The sequence below is a fragment of the Brevundimonas sp. genome (assembly GCF_041648615.1).
Taxonomy (GTDB): Bacteria; Pseudomonadota; Alphaproteobacteria; order Caulobacterales; family Caulobacteraceae; genus Brevundimonas.
Map to the genome: position 1 here is coordinate 1 of NZ_JBAZOS010000002.1, position 18376 is coordinate 18376.

The window sequence follows — 18376 nt, forward strand, 5'->3', positions numbered from 1 at the left end:
CGACGCCGCCGGCGCCCGTCAGCAGGGCCGCGCCGCCCAGCGAGATCACGGTGTCCGCTCCGGCCGCGCCCGAACCGGACGCGCCGCCCGATCCGCCCCCGCCGATGGTGATCGTCAGGCCCCCGCCCAGCAGTTCGGCCGGCCACCCGGCCCGGCTGACGCCGCCCGCGCCGCCGCCGCCGCCGCCACCGCCGCCGACGGCCGTCGCCTCAACGCTTCGCGCCCAGACAGGCGGCGTCCAGGTTCCCGATGCGTCGAACGCCGTCACCGACCGCCGCGCCGCGCCCTGGACGAAGACCGCCCGGCCCGTGGCCCGCTCGACCGAGAAGACGTCGCTCCACGCCGATCCGTCGGCGCTGACCTTCAGGCTCAGGTCGTCGTCCCCGACCAGCCCCAGCTCCGCCCGGCCGGCGTATCCGCTCTGGAACACCAGCGACAGGACGTCGCCCGCCGTCTCCTTGTTCAGGGTCAGCCTCAGGTCGCCATCGCCGCCCCACGCCGCCTCACGCGCGGTCCACAGCGCATTGTTCAGCTTGGCGAGGAAGGGATTCCAGCTGTCCGCCGTGGCCCCGATCCCCAGCCGGCCGAGATCCTGGACCTCGCCGAGGCGCCGGCCCAGCGGAACCCAGCCGCCCCAGTGCCGCACCACCAGCTCGGCGGCGTCGATGACCAACGCCACCAGCCCGTCCGGCGCGGCGACCGCGCTCCAGCCGCCGCCCTCGGCCCGCACCAGCGCGCCCTCCGGCCGCCCGCCCCAGTCCGGCCCGGTCGCGCCGGCCGGCAATATCCACAGGGCGCCGTCCGTCGGCGCGCCCGGCTGGGCCGTCGTCGTCCGGCTGACCACGGCCGTCTGGACCAGGGCGTCCAGCCGGGTGAGGGCCTCGTTGTGGGTCACATGCTTCTGCATCTGCCCGGCCGCCAGATAGGGCAGCTCCAGCCGGGCGCTGTGGTCGTCGCTCATCACTCTCTCCGCAAGAAATGTCGGAGATCAGTGTGAGGGCTCGGCTTCCTGCGGCTGGCAAATGACGCTACTCGCGGCAGAAAGGCGCGATAAATCAGCCACTTCGTTTCCGAAAGTCGTCTGGTTCAGCGGGAAAGGCTAGCGGGGAGGCCGGAGTGGAAGGGCCGGACGGCCTCCCCGCCTGACGGGCCCGTCGGCTGTCAGGACCAGGCGGCGCATTTTCACGCAACCGCAACGGACTCGTCAGGATCAGATACGGGCGGTCCGCGGCCCGGGATGCAGGTCAGAGGCGCTGAAGTTCGCCGGACGCCACCACGGGACCGTCAGGCTTGTCCGCCGCGGGCGTATGGCCCGGCGTCTCCATGGACACGGCGACCGCATTGGCCTGCCCCGCCTTGCCCGAGAGGGCCCGGCCGAGGTTGTGCCGCGACGTGGCGGACCCGTCGATCGCGCCGACCAGCTGAACCCCGCCTTCGGGCATGACCAGCCACAGGTGCGGCACCCGGGTGTCGCCGGCCATCTCGTTGGTCGGGGCCAGATACAGTTCGCCGGTGCCGGGATCATAGGCGATGGTCATGGCCGCCGCCCCGTTCTCGAGCGTCAGGGTCGCGACCCGCGTCACCGCCACGGGCGCCGCCGGCGCCGGAGCCGGCGGGACCGGTGAGGGCTGGGCCAGCAGCACCACGACCGCCGCCAGACTGGCCGCCAGCAGGCCGGTGGACCCCACGGCCCACGTCCGCCAGAAGGCCAGTCGCCGATTGTCATTGGCGGCGACGGGCGGCAGGCCGGCCTCGACGCGCGGCCAGACGTAAGGCGACGGCGCGACGGGCGCGGTTGCGTCCGCCAGCCCGGCGAGATGTTCATTCCACGCCTCGACCTCGGCCGCGAAGCCGGGATCCGCGGCCTCGCGCGCCCGGGCGGCGGCCTCCTCGGCGGGCGACAGCACGCGCAGGGCCAGCTCCCCGGCCAGGACCCGGGTCTCGTCCACGCCTTCGGCATCGGTGGGATCGGTCATGATTCGAGACAGGCCCTCAGCCGCATCAGCCCCCGCCGGATCCAGCTCTTCATCGTCCCCAGCGGCACATTCTCGCGCGAGGCCAGGGCGTCATAGGTCACACCCTCGATAAAGGCCGTGCGGATGGCGCCCCCGGTGCGGTCGTCCAGTTCGCCGAGACAGTCGTTCAGCCGGCGGACGTCGTCGCCCGTCTCCAGCGCCTGGGCCGGCGAAGGACCGTCGTCGGCGATGTCGAAGGCTTCGTCGATCGGCGTCGACCGCCGCGTCGCGGCGCCCGACCTCAGCCGGTCGATGGCCCGGTTGCGGGCGATCGTCACCAGCCATGTGATCGGGCTGGCGCGGGACGCATCGAAGCTCCCGGCCTTGCTCCACACGGTGAGATAGGTGTCCTGCAAAACGTCCTCGGCCAGTTGGCGGTCAGCCAAGATACGCAGGGTGACGCCCAATAGCTTCGCGGAGGTCGCGTCATAGACGCGGCGGAAGGCGGCGCGGTCGCCCTGGCCGGCCTGACCGAGGGCCATGGACAGTTCGTCGCGGGTAAGGATGGAACTCATGCGGGCGCCCGGCAGACCATGGCGCGGACCTGGCCGCACACGACCGGTTTCGTCAAGGCGTCAGTCATGCAGATAGACGATGCGGCGCAGCTTCGGGTTCCGGCGCATATCGGCCAGATGCCGGTCGTGGTCGCCCGAAGCCTTCGCCTCGCGCTCATTGGCCTCGACCCAGTGGGTGCTCTCGATGTCCTTCTGCAGCGCCCTGGCCGCCAGCAGGTGTCCGGGGAAGAAGAAGTCGACCACGTCAGGAGCGAAGGGGATCACCTCGCCGACGGCCGTGGTGGCGCTGTCCAGACCCAGATAGCCGGCCATGCGCATCAGGGTTCCCGGCGTCGCCTTCGCCTTGCCCGCCTGGACCAGCAGCCAGCCGGCGGCCCCGACGCTGTAGACCGTGCCCACGACCGGGATCCAGGTCAGCAGGCCGTCCAGGCCGATGCCGAACGGACCGATGCCGATCGCCCGGTCAGACAGTTTCTTCACGCCCTCGACATTGGACCAGATCTTCTCGATATCCGCGATGGACCGTCTGGCCATGCCTGCCCTCCCGTTAAGCGAGACCGTAACGCGCCATGACGACCCCCGTTCACCACGAAAGGCAAGCACCGCGCGTTTGTCGCCTGTGGGCGCGCGAACGGCGGCTCGAGACCCTGTTTCAACTGGCCCTGACCGCGCCGCTGTTGTTGGGTCTTCTGGCCCTGTCCCGCTTCGGCCACCGGTGGGTGGACATCCTGTTCCAGTTCACCGCGCCGCTCCTGATCGTGACCGTCCTCCTGACGGCCGTCCTGGCCGGGGCCCGGATGTGGGCGGCGACCCTGCATGGGCTGGCGGCGATCGCCGCCCTCACCCTGGCGGTGGCCCCGCAATGGTTCCCCGCTTCGGCCGCGCTCCGCGCCGGAGCGCCTTTCGTACGAATCTATTCCGCCAACGTGCAGGCCCTGAACACGGATGTGGACGCGATCAGGCTCTCGCTCATCGCCGCAGACGCCGATGTCGTCGTGTTGATCGAGATGGGAGACGCCCCCGCGGCGCGGCTGGATCAGATTCTCGCGAACTACCCGCACAGGATTGCGAGCCCCCGCATCGAGCGCTCCAGCGGCGCGGCGCGGTCGGTCGTCGCCTCGCGCTGGCCGTTGACGGCGATCCGCGACCGGCCGGATGGCCTGCACGCCGTCGGCGCCACCGTCCGGACGCCGCTGGGCCCGCTCAATGTTCTGGGCGTTCACCTGACCCGCCCCTGGCCGTTCCAGGAACAATGGGGCCAGATCAGCCAGACCATGGCGCTGGAGGCCGTTGTCTCGGACCTGAGCGGCCCGGTCGTCGTCGCGGGCGACTTCAACAGCGTGTCCAGCGCCCGCATCGGCCGCCAGATCCGACGCGATATCGGCCTGCGCCCCGCCCCCGGCTTCCCCGGCACCTGGCCCACCGCGGTCCCGTCGGTGTTCGGCGTGACCATCGACCAGGTCTACCGCTCGCCCGACCTCGCCTTCGTCAGCCGCCGGCTCGGCCGGCCGACCGGCTCGGACCACCGCCCGGTGGTGACCGAAGTCACCCTCGCGGCGGCGTGACCAGGGCCGCCAGGCGCGCCTCATGGCCGTCGTCGGGAAAGTCGTCGGCGATCCACCCGGCTTCGAACGCCTTCAACAGACGGCCCGTCTCGGGACCGGGCGCGACGCCCAGCCGGGCGATCTGACGGCCCCCGACGGGCAGGCTCGGCGGCGTCCAGTCCTGCGCCAGACGGATCAGACGGCGGGCGTCGTCGCCCCGGTCGGAGGCTTCGGCCTGGCGCCGGTGCGCGGCGTCCACGACCGCGCGGGCGCCGTGGCGGTAGACGGCGGCCCGGACGGCGGCGTCGCTCATCGACAGATCGACCGACGGCCAGGCGGTCGCAGCCCGCACCAACCGGTCGCGGACGGCGTTGGCCAGCCTCAGGCGCGCCGATACCGTGGTCGCCACCGCCACATCGGCGGGCAACAGGCCCATCAGCCTCAAGACCGGATCGTCGGTCAGCTCGACCAGGGCGGCGAACAGCGCCCGTGACGTAGCCTCGGGCAGCACCTGTTCCAGCACCCCGGCGGCCTGCATCGCCGCCATGGCCGGGCGCGGATCGGGGGCGGCGAGCAGCTTCATCAGCTCCTTCGACACGCGCTCGGCCGACAGCCTCGCCATGCCCGACGCCAAGGTCTGACAGGCGGCCAGGGCCGCCGCGTCCGGCTCGCCGCGTCCGTACCAGGCGTAGAAACGGAAGAAGCGCAGGATGCGCAGATAGTCCTCGGTGATCCGCGTCTCCGCATCGCCGACGAAGACGATCCGGCCCGCCTCCACATCCGCGACGCCCTGGCCGGTAGGATCGAACACCTGGCCCCCGGCGTCGGCATAGAGGGCGTTCAGGCGGAAATCCCGCCGCGCCGCGTCCTCGGCCCAGTCGTCGGTGAAGGCCACGGTGGCGTTGCGGCCGTCGGTCGAGACGTCGCGACGCAGGGTGGTGATCTCGAACGGCGTGCGCTCGGTCACCGCCGTCACCGTGCCGTGGGCCATGCCCGTGGGCACGGCCTTCAGTCCGGCGGCGCGGATCGCCCTGTCCGTCTCATCGGGCTTCAGCGTCGTGGCGATGTCGATGTCGTCGACCGGTGCGCCGAGCAGGGCGTTGCGCACGCAGCCGCCGACGAAGCGCGCGCAGCCGGGTCCGCCCGCCGCCTCCAGCGCCGCCATCACCGCCCGGGTGGACGAGGCCGTCAGCCACGGCTGGTCGGTCAGGCGAAGAGTCACGCCGCGTCCTCCGCCGCCGCCGCCTCCGGCGCGGCCTCGTCGTCATACAGCCGCGCGTGCAGGGCGCGGATGATTCCGGCGGTGACGCCCCAGATATAGCGCTCGCCGAAGGGCATGGCCCAGTACCAGCGCCGCGGCTGGCCCTCGCGGTCCCAAGCCTCCTGCCGATGATTGGCGATGTCCATCAGAAAGTCCCAGGGAACCTCGAACACCTCGGCCACCTCTTCCAGGGACGGCGTTGTGGCCGGGGTGGCGGTCAACCAGCCGACGACCGGCGTCACCAGAAAGCCGGTGCCCGTCTCATAGGCGTCGCCGATCCCCAGAACCTCGACCAGCGCCGGATCCATCGCGACCTCCTCGAAGGCCTCGCGCAGGGCGGCGTCGGCCACCGTCTCGCCCGGATCCAGCCGGCCGCCTGGGAAGGCGATCTGGCCGGTGTGGCTGGCCAGGCTGTCGGACCGGCGGGTCATCAACACGGTCGCGCCTTCCGGTCCCGCTATCACGGGGATCAGCACCGCGGCGGGCCGCAGGATGCGGGCGGGGCGATCGGCGCCGGGATTGAGGTCGAAGTCGGAATGCACAGGCAGCCTGTCCGGAACCCACCCCGAGGCCGGCTCCAGCCGCTCGATCAGCCGCGCGCGCAGGGTCGACAGGCTCATTCCACGCCCGCCCCGACCGGCCCGAGGGCGAAGGCCGCGCCGTTCGAGCGCACCGTCAGCCGCCCGTCCTCGACATCGGCCATCTCGACCAGCTCGTAAAAGACCGGCCGGGCGATCCGGGCCCACAGATCGGCGCGCACCCGCACCGACGGCGAGGGCTCGCCCGTCGCCGGGTCCGTCTCGACCACGATGGGGTGCTGGACGCCGGCCTCAGCCTCGTCCCCGACGTCGGTGGTGAAGACCAGGGCGTCGCCGCGCCGCGTCACCGACACCGCCCGGAACGGCAGATCCTCGACCGTGATCGACAGTTTCTCGCCCGGCGTGACCAGCACATAGCCGTCAGCGTCCTTGCGCAGCACGGTCGAGAACAGCCGCACCAGCTCGGTCCGGCCGATGGGCGAGCCCTCGTGCATCCAGACCCCGTCGCGGCGGATGACGATGTCGATCGCGCCGCAATGCGCCGGATGCCAGAGGTGCACGGGCGGCAGACCCCGGCCCGGCGCCTGCTTCGCCGCTTCCGCGATGGCGGCCAGTCCGGTCTTGCTGTCGTCGATGGGCACCATGGGTCCAGACTTAGGCGTCAGGACGGGCGCGGCAAACCCCTCCCGGTTCGGTCCGGCCGTCGCTGGCGCCGGCGCGCGTCATTTCTCTCAGCCTGCGTCCGGATTTGACGCAGGGGCGTGCTTTGATGACGGCGCCCCGGGAAGGCTTGGTCTTTGACAATCGCATGATGCGAAACCCCTGACGAGCCGAACGCTGACGCGGCGGACGGAGCGGACGGTCCGGACGCTTCGGACTGTGTTTTTGGCGGCTGGCGGAGGGCTTCGCCAAACGGTCCCCGCGAACGGAGTGGACGCTTTGGACTGTGTTTTTCCGCTAGCGGACGGCTTGCACCAGACCGGCCGGTTCGCCCTCGCCCCGCCACAGCACACGCGCCGGGTCGGCAGGGCCGGACAACCGCACATCGGACGCGACTGAAAAGCCGAAGCGCTCGAAATAGCCCATGTCCCCGACCAGCAGTATCCCCATCCGGGCCGCCGCCGCATGGTCGACGCAGGCCTGCACCAGATCGGCGCCCAGCCCGGCCTTGCGGCTGTCCGAGGCCACGGCGATCGGACCGAGGAACAGGGCCGCCGTCTCGCCGACCGTGATCCGCCACAGGCGCACCGAGCCGATCACCTGTCCCTCGTCCCGCGCCACGAAGGCGGCGGCGACGCCGGCCCGCTCCCGCAGCCGTTCGGCCGTCTTGGCGAACCGGCCCGGACCGAAGGCGGCCAGAACCAGCGCCTCGACCGCCGCCGCGTCGGCGGGCGTTTCGGCTTCGATGCGCACAGGCGCGGGCTTTGACGGGGCGTCGAACATCAGGCGGCGCAACTACGGCCCGCGTCGGGCCGAATCAACCGGCTTTCGAAAAATCGGGGGCGCGCTTCTGGCTGAAGGCCATGAAGGCCTCCATCGCCTCGGGGCTCTTCATCTGGCTGCCGAAGACCTCGCCCTCGCGCTGCATCAGGGCCCAGAGGCCTTCCGCATCCCGCATCAACGCCTTGGTCCGGCGGATCGAGTTGGGCGCGCGCGTCGCCAGCCTGCCGGCGATCTCGAGCGCCGTCGCCTCGACCTGGTCGGCCGGAACCGCCCGGTTGGCCAGGCCCCAGGCCAGGGCCGTGCGGCCGTCGATCGGCTCGCCGAGGGCGAAGATCTCGAACGCCCGCTGATGGCCCAGCGCCTGCGGCAGAAGCAGCGACGAGGCCGCTTCCGGCGCCAGCGCCAGATTGATGAAGGGCGCGGACAGCAGGGCGTCCTCGGCCACCACCACCATGTCGCAATGCAGCAGCAGCGTCAGGCCGATGCCCACCGCCCGCCCGCGCACCGCCGCCACCGCCGGCTTGTCCAGCTCGGCCAGGGCCTTCAGGAAGCGGAACACGGCCATGTCCATCGGCTCGCCGGTCTGCGAACCGATGGCGATGAAGTCGGCGATGTCGTTGCCCGCCGAGAAGCTGTCGCCCTCGCCCCGGAACAGCAGCACCCGGACCGCGTCGTCCGTGCGCGCGCGCTCGGTGGCGTCGGACAGGGCCGCATACATGGCCTGGGTGATGGCGTTCTTCTTCTCGGGCCGCGCCAGCGTCACGGTCAGGACGCCGTCGGCGAAACCTGTTTGAACCTGTCCACCCACGATCGCCTCCGTTCCAGCCGGCCCCGCGGATCGGCTCCCGTGTTGAAGGGTCCTGATAGACCGGGCGGTTCTCAGGACCAACCGGGATTATTTGCACTCGCGACCGGCCTGAATAGATTTCGATCCGAATGTTCGGGCATTTTGTCTTGCATCACGCCGGTTCGTCAGATGATGTAATCATGGCAATGAACGGAGACGGTCATGAGACGCTGGATTTCTCGTCCTCACTCCATTGCGGCCGGGATGGCCGCCGCGATCCTGATCGCCTGCGCCGCGACACCGAGCCATGCGCAACTGGGGTCGGCTCCGCAGGCTGGCGGCGACGCCGCCAATTCCGGCATAGCGGAGGCTGCGGGTCCTTACCTGGAAAGCGTCAACGCCCCGATCCGCACCGTCACGCCGTCCCGTCTGCGCAATCTCGAACGGCGCGAGCTCGATGCCGAGGACATGGAACGCAGACGACTGGACATGGATGACAGCCGGATCCGGGCGGACGTCGACGCCCAGCTCGAAAAAGCGGGTGTCGCTTGCGGAGTCCGTGGCCTGAGGCGGGTCGGGACCACGCCTGACGCCCAGTCGATCTACGAGGCGGCCTGCGACAGCGGACCCGGATACGTGATCGTGAACGGCGTCGAGCCTCGCGCGACAAACTGCCTGGTTCTGGCCGGAGCCGCCGCGAGCGCGCGCCGGCGTGATCCGAACGCGGCCGTCGGGGCTCAGTGCACCATGCCGGAAAACCAGAATGGCGCCCAGGTGATCGGCGGCTGGGCGCAGGAAGCCGGGGTCGCCTGCAGGATCGACCAGGCGGAATGGCTCGGATCGAGCGACGGCTTCGATGTGTACGAGGTGGGATGCGAAGGCACCGAGGGCTTCTGGCTGGAGAAGGCGGCTTCGGGCTGGTCGCTCAAAGGATGTCTCGAGGTGAGCGCCGAGGGCATGCATTGCCGGTTCACCGACCCGGGCGAGCAGCGGAACTGGATGCGCACCCAGCTCGCCGGCACGGCGGCGGCGGCGTGCGATGTCGCCGAGGTTCGCATGATCGGCGTCTCTTCCGAGGGCCGCCACTACGAAACCCGTTGCAGTGCTCCGGGCCAGGGCTATCTCGTTCGCATCTCCCGCGACGGACAGGCGGAGGAGGTGACGCCCTGCACCGAGGCTGACGACTGCGCCTTGACCGTCGCCGCGAGGTCAAGGGGCTAGGCTCCTCCCGCCGGGCGCCGGGTGTCTGCGAAGCAGGTCGGCCCGGACGTCCGTCCTTCGTGGGTCAGCGTCCACCAGTCGACGCCGTCAGCGTCGCGCGTCGCGTCGACCCGGCCCCGTCGCTGCAGATAGTTGAGGTGCGCGAGCGCCTCGCCGGTCGCCATGCCGAGCACGGCGTCGCCGACCGGCCGGGCGAAGAGGGCCGCGAAGACGTCCACCGCGCGCCGGGGCTCCAGAAGTGTCCGCTCCAGCCGCTTCAGCGCCGTCATGTGGCCCCGGATCAGGGCGTCCAGCCGCGCCTGCGCGCCCCTGAAGGGATTTCCATGGGAGGGCAGCACCAGCACATCGTCCGGAAACACCGACTTCATCCGCTCCAGCGACGCCAGCCAGTCGCCCAGTGGATCGGCGTCCGGCTCGGTCGGCCATACGGAGACGTTCGAGGATATCCTCGGCAGGATCTGGTCGCCGCCCAGCACCACCCCGTCCGCTTCGCGCCACAGGCAGGCGTGCTCCGGGCTGTGGCCTTCGCCGACCACGACCCGCCACTCCTGGCCGCCGATGTCGAGCCGGTCGCCCTCGCGCATCCGGGTGAACCCCGGCGGCAGCGGCGACACCGCCCGCCCGAATTGGCCGTACTCGCGTCGGTAAGTCTCCACCTGGGCTTCATCCCAGCCGGCGGCGCGATAGTGGACGGCGCCAGCTTCAGGGGCTGGCTGGCCCGTGTCGGCCAGCAGCATCCGCCCGGTCACATACTCCAGCCGCGTCATCGTCAAGCCGACGTCGAACCGCTCACACAGCCAGCCCGCAAGGCCGATGTGGTCGGGGTGCATATGGGTGCAGATGACCCGGGTCACCGGCCGGGCGCTTTCGGGTCTGGCCAGCGGTCCAGCCAGAAGGGCGTCCCATCGTGCGCGCGTGTCCGGAATATTCAGTCCCGTGTCGATCAGGGCCCAGCCGTCGCCGTCCTCGACCGCATAGACATTGATGTGGTTCAGGGCCATCGGCATCGACAGCTGCATCCAGAGCACGCCCGGCGCGACCTCCACGGCTTCTCCGAAACCCGGGGGGTCGCCAAACGGATAGGTCAGTCCGCGCGTTCCCGACACGGCCTCGCCCGTTTGAACGTCCGGAGCGCCATCCGCCAAGTCCGTCTCCAATCAAAACCTGGGACTTGATAAGCGGAAGCGACCGGGTGCGTCCAGCGGCTCGCAGCCGCGCCTTGACCCCGCCACACCAGCCCGCCAAGGGTGAGCGACGGTTTTACCCCATCCGGAGTTTCCATCGTGTTCCACAGAAAGTTGCTTGGCCTCGCTGGCGGCGCGGTCGCCCTCGCACTGCTGGCGGCCCAACCGGTCCTGGCGCAGGACCCTGCCCCTCCGGGCGCAGGGGGCAGCCAGAGCGACGCTGATCGCGCGGCCGGCGCCGTCAACGAGCGCAATCAGCGCAACCGCCGGCAACCGCGTCCGGCCGCCCCGGCCGCCCCGACGCCCGAAGAGATCAAGGCCGCCGCCCAGGCCCAGGCCACGGCCGCCGGCCTGACCTGTCAGGTCACCGAAGCCGCCAATCCCGGCGTGACCGCCGAACAGGTGAAGATCTATGAAGCGGCCTGCGCCAGCGGCCCCGGCTATATCCTGATCGCCTCGACCCCGCCCCAGAGCTTCGACTGCCTCGAGCTGGCCGGCACCGCCTACACCGCCCGGCTGCGCGACCCCGCCGCCGACGTGGGCCAGCAGTGCGTCCTGCCCGCCAACCAGAACGGTCTGGCCGTGATCGGCGGCTGGGCCCGCGAAGCCGGCGTCGCCTGCACGGTCGACGAGGCCGTCGCCATCGGCAAGAGCGACGAGAACAACATCGTCTATGAAGTCGGCTGCGCCGGCGTCGACGGCTACTGGCTGGAGAAGGTCGCGACCGGCTGGAAGCTGCAGGACTGCCTGCAGATCACCTCGGTCGGCGGAACCTGCCGCTTCACCACCGCCGCGGAACAGGCCGACGGCTTCGAGCCCAAGCTGGCCGGCACCGAGGCCTCGGCCTGCGACGTGGCCCAGGTGCGTCTGATGGGTCAGAACGCCAACGGCCGCTTCTACGAGGCCAAATGCGCCGCCGAGGGCGAGGGCTATATCGCCCGCGTCAACAACGAGGGCGTGACCCAGCAGATCTACCCCTGCGCCACCGCCCAGCGCATCGGCGGCGGCTGCACCCTGACGCCGGCTCCGGCCGCCGCTCCCGCGCCGGCCGAGTAAGGCCCGGCTCAGCCGTGACGAAGACCACGCCCCGGGGTTCGCCCCGGGGCGTTTTCGTTTGCATGATCCGGCTTCACAGACCGGCCCGACACGCCGTACTCATGGCGTCATGCGCATCGCCACCTGGAACGTGAACTCGGTCAACGCCCGCCTGCCGACGGTGCTCGCCTGGCTGGAGGCCGCCCGGCCCGACGTGGTCGGCTTCCAGGAGATCAAATGCCTGGACGAGAAATTCCCGCGCGAGGCCTTTGAGTCCCTCGGCTACAATGTCGAGACCAACGGGCAGAAGACCTACAACGGCGTCGCCCTGCTCTCGAAATATCCGCTGAGCGACGTGCGGCGCGGCCTGCCGGGCGTCGACGCCTCGGGTTTCGAGGCCGGGTTCGAACAGGCCCGCTATATCGAGGCCGTGATCGAGGCCCCCCGCCCGGTGCGGATCGGCTGCCTCTACATGCCCAACGGCAATCCGATCGGAACGGAGAAGTTCGCCTACAAGCTGGCGTGGATGGACCGGCTTCAGGCCCATGCCAGGGACCTGCTGCGGCAGGAAGAGGCCTTCACCCTGTGCGGCGACTACAATGTCATCCCCACGCCCGACGATGCGAAGAACCCGTCGGCCTGGGTCACCGACGCCCTGTTCCAGCCCGAGAGCCGCGCCGCCTTCCGCGCCCTGAACCACCTCGGCCTGTCCGAGGCGGGCGAGCTGGGCAGGCAGCCGCCGGGGACATACACCTTCTGGGACTATCAGGCCGGGGCCTGGCAGCGCGATCACGGCATCCGCATCGACTTCCACCTGCTGTCGCCCCAGGCGGCGGACCGCTTCGTCGGCATCGAGACCCATCGCGACGCCCGCGACATGGACAAGCCCTCCGACCACGTCCCCGTCGTCATCGAACTGGAGGACTAGGCCATGGCCGATGCGCTCCGGGTCATCCTGCTCGTGGCGCTGGCGGCGGCGGCGCTGACCACGGCCGCCCTGGTGCTGGCCTGGTGGATGGAGCCGGTGCGGCGGATGAAGCGGGCCCTGCTGAAGTCGCTGGGGGCCGTGCCCGAGGCCGAGGCCCTGTCCCCCGCCGAGGGCCGCGCCGCCGGCCTCGACTTCGACGGCGCCCAGGTGGCGGTGCTGTGGAACCGGGGTGGAGCCGGTCTGGTCTACGCCTTCGACGAGATCGAGGGCGGCGAGATCATCGTCGACGGCCACGTCGTGGCCCGTGTCCGTCGCGGCGAGACGCGCAAGGCGCTGGACGTGATGGTCCCGGACGCTGAACAGGTGACCCTGCGCCTGCTGTTCGCCGACGCCCGCCATCCCGAGTTCGAACTGGCCCTGTGGGACGCCGCCCTGCCGGTCCAGACCGGGTCGCCGGGCGAGGCCCTGCGGCTGGGCCGCCGCTGGCTGTCGCATCTGGAAGCCTTGCTGAAAGGCTGAAGGGATTCGGGCTCCGCCCTTCCTCCCCCGGTCCGGGAGGGCTAGAACCCCCCTTCCCTGCCGCCTGAGTATTCCGGAGCGCCCCCCGTGGCCCGCCTTTTCGACGCCTACATCATCGCTGACTGGACCGCCGCCGAGGGCAAGAAGCTGGGCGAGGGTTCGGTGTGGCTGGGCGTCGCCAAGCGCGACGTGCGCTTCCGCCTCTATACCGAGACCCACAACGTCGCCACGCGGGCCGAGGGCGAGGCCCTGCTGGCCTCCCTGCTGGCCGAGCACAGGAAGCGTGGCGACCGGGTGCTGGTCGGGTTCGATTTCAACTTCGGCTATCCCGCCGGCACGGCCGCGCGGCTGAAGCTGACCGGGACGCCTTGGTCGGCGATGTGGAAATTCATCGCCTCCAATGTGGTCGACAAGGCCGACAACACCAACAACCGCTACCAGGTCGCGGCCAAGATGAACCGGCTGATGACCGACGAGGCCTGGCCGCTGTGGGGCGCGCCGGCCAATCAGGCGCAGCGCTGGCTGACCACGACCAAGCCGCCGGCGGGCGCCGGGGCCGACATCCCGGAATACCGGGCGACCCAGGACGCGGTGCGCAAGGGCAAGCTGCAGCCCAAGTCGGTGTGGCAGATGCACGGCGCGGGCGCCGTCGGCGGCCAGACCCTGGTCGGCATCCCGGCCGTGCGCCGGCTGCTGGAAAGCCTCGGGCCGTCGGGCGCCGTCTGGCCCTTCGGCACCGGCTGGCGGGCGCTGGACACGGCCGATGTCGAGCCGCTGTCGGCGCTGGTGGTCGAGGTCTATCCGTCGATGTTCGACACGAAGCCGAACCCGGGCGAGTTCAAGGATCAGGCCCAGGTCCGGGTCACCGCCGAGCATTTCGCCAAACTGGACGAGGCGGGCGCCCTGTCCGCCGCCTTCGCCCCGCCCAGGGGCGCGGACGAGGCCCTGATCGCGCGCGTCGAACAGGAAGAAGGCTGGATCCTGGGGGCCTGACGTCATCAGGCCGTCATCGCCCGCGGCTACCGCCCGGGCATGATCCGGCTCATTCTCACGGCGATCCTCCTCCTGACCGGGAGCCCGGTGCTGGCCCATCCGTTGATCATCGCCCATCGCGGGGCCTCGGGCGAACGGCCCGAGCACACGCGCGCGGCCTATGGACGGGCCATCGAACACGGCGCGGATTTCATCGAGCCCGATCTGGTGATGAGCCGCGACGGCGTCCTGATCGTGCGCCACGAGAACGAGATCGGCGGGACGACCGACGTCGCCGCCCGCCCCGAGTTCGCCGGTCGCCGCGCGACGAAGACCGTCGACGGCGAGCGCATGACCGGCTGGTTCGCCGAGGACTTCACCCTCGCCGAACTCAAGACCCTGCGCGCCCGCGAACGCCTGCCGGAGTTGCGGCCCGCCAACACCGCCTGGGACGGTCGGGAGCCGATCCTGACCTTCGAGGAGGTGCTGGATATCGCCGCGAGCGCGGGCGTCGGCGTGGCGCCGGAGCTCAAGCATCCGACCTATTTCGCCGCCCTGGGGCTGCCGATGGAGGACGCCTTCGTCGCCGTGCTGGAACGTCGGGGGCTGACCGGCGCGGACGCCCCGGTGATCGTCCAGTGTTTCGAGGTCGGGCCGCTGCAACGCCTGCGGACCCGGATCGCCACGCCCCTGCTGCAGCTGGTCGCCGCCTCGGGCGGGCCGTTCGACCGGCCGGAGTTGAGCTACGCCGCCATGACGACGCCCGAGGGTCTGACCGGGGTCGCGGCCTGGGCCGACTGGATCGGCGCCGACACGGCCCTGATCGAACCGACGCCGGGCGCGCCGACGAGCCTGATCGCCGACGCCCACGCCGCGGGCCTGAAGGTCGCCGCCTGGACCTTCCGCGCCGAGAACGCCTTCCTGCCCGGGGGCGACCGGCTCGGCGACGCGCCGGCGGCGCACGGGCGGCTGCGGGAGCGGCTGGCGCGGTTCGCCGACTACGGGCTGGACGCGGCCTTCATGGACCAGCCGGGGCTGGCCGGGGACTGACCCCCTCAATCCGTGCATCCCCGCGAAGGCGGGGATGCACGGATTGAGGGTTAGCCACGGCGGCTCTGGCCCGGATCGGGACTCTCGCCCCGGACAGGCCGCCCTTCCCGCCCCCGGAATTCGCCCTTCCCGCCCCCCGGCGAAATTTTCTTCCTGGCGCCCTTTCCAGCCGTCGTAAAATACCCCGCGTCGGTCCCCGAACCGCCGCGTGGTCTTTGACAATTGAGCCTCAGCCGCGACCGCCCAGGCGCGGCGACACACCCGGACGCGCCGACGTGCGTGTCCTCAAAGGGTCGAAAGTAGCGGTTTTCGCATTTTTCGGACGAACAGAGACTCTGACCCCCTCCCCTTGGAGCGGGGTCGGAAATCAGCCCGCGATCTGTCCGAAGTCCGCCACCCGGCCCATGACCGCGCGCACCTGTCCCAGCAGCTTCAGCCGGTTGTCGCGCTCGGCCGCCACCTCGGAGTTGACCATCACCGTGTCGAAGAAGGCGTCGACCGGCGCGCGCAGCTGGCTGAGCGCACGCATGGCGCCGGCGAAGTCCTCGGTTTCGAGGGCCGCGTCGACGGCGGTCGCGGCGGCGGCCGTGGCGAAGGCCAGGGTCGTCTCGGCCTCGGGCTGGTCGGACAGGCCGGTCTCGACCATGCCGGTCGGGACGGGGCCCTTCTTCTCCTCGGCCTTGAGGATGTTGGACGCCCGCTTGTAGCCGGCCAGCAGATTGGCCCCGTCGTCCGTGGCGAGGAAGGCGTCGAGGGCCTCGACCCGCCGCACGATGCGGACGAGGTCGTCGTCGGCCTTGCCGTCAATGGGGGCGAAGACGGCGTCGACGAGGTCGTGGCGCTTGCCCTGGTCGCGGAGGAGGACCTTCAGGCGGTCGGCGAAGAACGGCAGGACATCAACGGAATGTCCGTCATGGTTCTGCTGGAACCACCGCACGGACCAAGCGTCCATTGCGGCACCCTGCACATGGATACGAATGCCGTTTTCCAGAATGATCCGAATTATCCCCAGCGCCGCCCGTCTCAACGCGAACGGGTCCTTCGAGCCGGTCGGCTTTTCGTCGATGGCGAAGAAGCCGACGAGGGTGTCGAGCTTGTCCGCCAGGGCCACGGTCACCGTCAGCGGCGCCGTCGGCACGGAGTCCGCCGGCCCCTGCGGCTTGTAGTGGTCGCGGACGGCGTCGGCGACGGCCTCCGGGTGGCCGAAGGCGCGGGCGTAGTAGCCGCCCATGACGCCCTGCAGTTCCGGGAACTCGCCGACCATGGCGGAGGACAGGTCGGCCTTGGCCAGACGCGCGGCCTGTTCGGCCTGATCCGGATCCGCGCCGACCAGCGGGGCGATCTCGCGGGCGAGGGCGGCGATGCGTTCGACGCGCTCCGCCAACGTTCCCAGTTTGGCGTGGAAGGTGACGCCTTCCAGCTTTTTCGACCAGGCCTCGAAGCCGGTCTTCAGGTCCTCGTCCCAGAAGAAGCGGGCGTCGTCGAGACGGGCCGAAAGAACCCGGCTGTTGCCGGCGGCCAGCGCCGCGCCGCCGTCTGACGCCTCGATATTGGCGACCACGACGAAATGCGGGGCGAGGCCGTGGACCGCCGGATCGCGGACGGCGAAATATTTCTGGTGGACCTTCATCGACAGCCGGATCACCTCCGGCGGCAGGGTCAGGAAGCGCGGGTCCATGTCGCCCAGGATCGGCGTCGGACATTCGGCCAGGCCCGCGACCTCGTCCAGCAGGCCGTCGTCGTCGACCAGGGCCAGACCCCTGGCGGAGCAGGCCGCCGTGGCGCCGTCGAGGATGCGCAGCTTGCGGTCGGCGACGTCCAGAAGCACGAAGTCGCTTTCCAGCTTCGCCCGGTAGTCGGCGAAATCCTTGACCGCGAACGGGCGGCCGCAACCGAGGAAGCGGTGCCCCTCGGTCAGGTCGCCCGAGGAGACCCCGTCGATCTCGAACGGCACCACATGGCCGTCGAACAAGGCGAGGATCCGCTTCAGCGGCCGGATCCAGCGCAGGGTGCCGGAGCCCCAGCGCATCGACTTGGGCCAGGGGAAGCCGCGCACGATGCCATCGACCATGTCGGGGATCAGGGCGGTGGTGGGCTGGCCCTGCTGGCTGAGAACCGCGAACCAGACGCCGTCGCGTTCGCTCAGCTGGTCCTTCGACAGGCCGGTCTTGCGCAGGAAGCCGTCCAGCGCCTGTTCGGGCGCCGAGGTGCGGGGGCCTTTCAGCTCCTCTTCCCGGTCGGGGGTGGCGGCCGGCAGGCCCTCGACCACGAGGGTCAGGCGGCGCGGACCGGCGAAGGTCGTCAGGGCGTCATACGTCAGCCCGGCCGCCTTGAGCCGCTCGGCGGCCATGCGTTCGAGGTCGCGCGCGGCGCCCTGCTGCATGCGGGCGGGGATCTCTTCCGAGAACAGTTCGAGAAGGAGCTGGGCCATTATGCGCGCCCCCTTTCCTGCTCGACCCATTCGGTCGCGCAGGCCTTACAGAGATCGCGGATGCGGCCGATGTAGCTCTGGCGTTCGGCGACGGCGATGGCGCCGCGGGCGTCCATCAGGTTGAAGAGGTGCGAGGCCTTCAGGACCTGGTCGTAGGCGGGAAGGACCAGGGCCTGGTCCTGCGGGCCCTTCATGGCGAGGAAGCGCGTGACCTCGGCGACCATGTCCTCGAACCGGCGTTTCAGGCCATCGACGTCATAGCCGTGGAAATTCGCTTCCGACTGCTGGCGCTCGTTCTCGAGGAAGACCTCGCCATAGGTCAGGCCCTCCCTGGTGAACTTCAGGTCGTAGACGTTGTCGACGCCCTGGACGTACATGGCCAGACGCTCGAGACCGTAGGTCAGCTCGCCCGAGACCACATCGACCTCGATGCCGCCGACGCCCTGGAAATAGGTGAACTGGGTCACCTCCATGCCGTCGCACCAGACCTCCCAGCCCAGACCCCAGGCCCCGACGGTGGGGTTCTCCCAGTCGTCCTCGACGAAGCGGATGTCGTGCAGCTTGGGATCGATGCCGATGGCGGCCAGCGAGCCGAGATAGAGGGCCTGCAGGTTATCGGGGTTCGGCTTCAGAATGACCTGATACTGGTAATAGTGCTGTAATCTATTGGGATTCTCGCCGTAGCGGCCATCGCCGGGCCGGCGGCTGGGCTGGACATAGGCGGCCTTCCACGGGCGCGGGCCGAGGGCGCGCAGCACGGTGGCGGGGTGCAGGGTGCCGGCGCCGACCTCGATGTCATAGGGCTGGAGAATGGCGCAGCCCTGATCCCCCCAGTATTTGTGGAGCGTCAGGATCAGGTCCTGGAAGGCGAGCGGTTCGGCGGTGGTGCTGGACAAGGAGGCTGTTCGCAGTCGCAAAATGAGAGGCGCGGA

General features: G+C 70.5%; 19 protein-coding genes. 7 read left to right on the top strand and 12 right to left on the bottom strand.

Annotation, left to right across the window (positions count from 1 at the left end; translation table 11 throughout):
- The 4 genes from WC555_RS01335 to WC555_RS01350 all read right to left on the bottom strand — a co-directional run.
- A partial coding sequence (locus WC555_RS01335) for a DUF2793 domain-containing protein (RefSeq protein WP_373250470.1) occupies window positions 1-961 on the bottom strand: 961 nt, incomplete at its 3' end.
- A gap of 283 nt (window positions 962-1244) precedes the next feature.
- On the bottom strand, window positions 1245-1976 hold the full coding sequence (locus WC555_RS01340; protein ID WP_373250471.1) for an anti-sigma factor domain-containing protein: 732 nt from the start codon (window positions 1974-1976) through the stop codon (window positions 1245-1247).
- Entirely contained in the window at window positions 1973-2530 is a 558-nt protein-coding gene (locus WC555_RS01345; RefSeq protein ID WP_373250473.1) for a sigma-70 family RNA polymerase sigma factor, read from the bottom strand. Before WC555_RS01345 ends, WC555_RS01340 begins: the two co-directional genes overlap by 4 nt.
- 60 nt (window positions 2531-2590) lie before the next feature.
- Entirely contained in the window at window positions 2591-3064 is a 474-nt protein-coding gene (locus WC555_RS01350) for a DUF4112 domain-containing protein (protein WP_373250474.1), read from the bottom strand.
- Window positions 3065-3099: 35 nt separating this feature from the next.
- Here WC555_RS01350 and WC555_RS01355 point away from each other — a divergent pair, with 35 nt between their 5' ends.
- Window positions 3100-4095, top strand: a complete 996-nt coding sequence (locus WC555_RS01355) for an endonuclease/exonuclease/phosphatase family protein (protein ID WP_373250476.1) — start codon at window positions 3100-3102, stop codon at window positions 4093-4095.
- Here the strand turns inward: WC555_RS01355 and WC555_RS01360 are convergent.
- The 5 genes from WC555_RS01360 to WC555_RS01380 form a co-directional block, all read right to left on the bottom strand.
- A complete protein-coding gene (locus tag WC555_RS01360) occupies window positions 4076-5296 on the bottom strand; it encodes a CCA tRNA nucleotidyltransferase (RefSeq protein WP_373250478.1) in 1221 nt (406 codons plus the stop codon). The genes WC555_RS01355 and WC555_RS01360 overlap by 20 nt on opposite strands.
- Window positions 5293-5955, bottom strand: coding sequence for a CoA pyrophosphatase (locus WC555_RS01365; RefSeq protein WP_373250481.1), 663 nt, complete (start codon window positions 5953-5955; stop codon window positions 5293-5295). Before WC555_RS01365 ends, WC555_RS01360 begins: the two co-directional genes overlap by 4 nt.
- A complete protein-coding gene (locus tag WC555_RS01370) occupies window positions 5952-6518 on the bottom strand; it encodes a DUF1285 domain-containing protein (RefSeq protein WP_373250483.1) in 567 nt (188 codons plus the stop codon). The genes WC555_RS01365 and WC555_RS01370 overlap by 4 nt, the downstream gene beginning before the upstream one ends.
- A 313-nt stretch (window positions 6519-6831) precedes the next feature.
- Window positions 6832-7317, bottom strand: a complete 486-nt coding sequence (locus WC555_RS01375) for a GNAT family N-acetyltransferase (protein ID WP_373250485.1) — start codon at window positions 7315-7317, stop codon at window positions 6832-6834.
- A 34-nt stretch (window positions 7318-7351) separates the two neighbouring features.
- Window positions 7352-8125: an enoyl-CoA hydratase gene (locus WC555_RS01380; RefSeq protein ID WP_373250487.1), complete on the bottom strand. Its 774-nt coding sequence runs from the start codon at window positions 8123-8125 to the stop codon at window positions 7352-7354.
- 201 nt (window positions 8126-8326) lie between these two features.
- Here WC555_RS01380 and WC555_RS01385 point away from each other — a divergent pair, with 201 nt between their 5' ends.
- Window positions 8327-9325 carry a hypothetical protein gene (locus WC555_RS01385; RefSeq protein ID WP_373250488.1) on the top strand — a complete coding sequence of 333 codons (999 nt, stop codon included), beginning with the start codon at window positions 8327-8329 and terminating at the stop codon, window positions 9323-9325.
- Here WC555_RS01385 and WC555_RS01390 read toward each other — a convergent pair.
- Window positions 9322-10371, bottom strand: a complete 1050-nt coding sequence (locus WC555_RS01390; protein ID WP_373250490.1) for an MBL fold metallo-hydrolase — start codon at window positions 10369-10371, stop codon at window positions 9322-9324. The two genes, WC555_RS01385 and WC555_RS01390, sit on opposite strands and share 4 nt — an antisense overlap.
- A 237-nt stretch (window positions 10372-10608) precedes the next feature.
- Here WC555_RS01390 and WC555_RS01395 point away from each other — a divergent pair, with 237 nt between their 5' ends.
- From WC555_RS01395 to WC555_RS01415, 5 genes are all read left to right on the top strand, one after another.
- Window positions 10609-11565, top strand: a complete 957-nt coding sequence (locus WC555_RS01395; protein WP_373250491.1) for a hypothetical protein — start codon at window positions 10609-10611, stop codon at window positions 11563-11565.
- A gap of 109 nt (window positions 11566-11674) precedes the next feature.
- Window positions 11675-12472, top strand: coding sequence for an exodeoxyribonuclease III (gene xth / locus WC555_RS01400; RefSeq protein ID WP_373250493.1), 798 nt, complete (start codon window positions 11675-11677; stop codon window positions 12470-12472).
- A 3-nt stretch (window positions 12473-12475) separates the two neighbouring features.
- Window positions 12476-12991 (top strand): hypothetical protein, encoded by a 516-nt coding sequence (locus WC555_RS01405; RefSeq protein ID WP_373250495.1) that lies wholly within the window; start codon window positions 12476-12478, stop codon window positions 12989-12991.
- An 87-nt stretch (window positions 12992-13078) separates the two neighbouring features.
- Entirely contained in the window at window positions 13079-13984 is a 906-nt protein-coding gene (locus WC555_RS01410; RefSeq protein ID WP_373250496.1) for a cobalamin biosynthesis protein CbiG, read from the top strand.
- A 39-nt stretch (window positions 13985-14023) separates the two neighbouring features.
- On the top strand, window positions 14024-15013 hold the full coding sequence (locus WC555_RS01415; RefSeq protein ID WP_373250498.1) for a glycerophosphodiester phosphodiesterase family protein: 990 nt from the start codon (window positions 14024-14026) through the stop codon (window positions 15011-15013).
- A gap of 367 nt (window positions 15014-15380) precedes the next feature.
- Here the strand turns inward: WC555_RS01415 and glyS are convergent, their stop codons facing one another.
- Both glyS and WC555_RS01425 read right to left on the bottom strand, forming a co-directional pair.
- Entirely contained in the window at window positions 15381-17444 is a 2064-nt protein-coding gene (gene glyS, locus WC555_RS01420; RefSeq protein WP_373250500.1) for a glycine--tRNA ligase subunit beta, read from the bottom strand.
- Window positions 17444-18340: a glycine--tRNA ligase subunit alpha gene (locus tag WC555_RS01425; protein WP_373250501.1), complete on the bottom strand. Its 897-nt coding sequence runs from the start codon at window positions 18338-18340 to the stop codon at window positions 17444-17446. The genes glyS and WC555_RS01425 overlap by 1 nt, the downstream gene beginning before the upstream one ends.
- Between the last annotated feature and the right edge of the window lie 36 nt (window positions 18341-18376).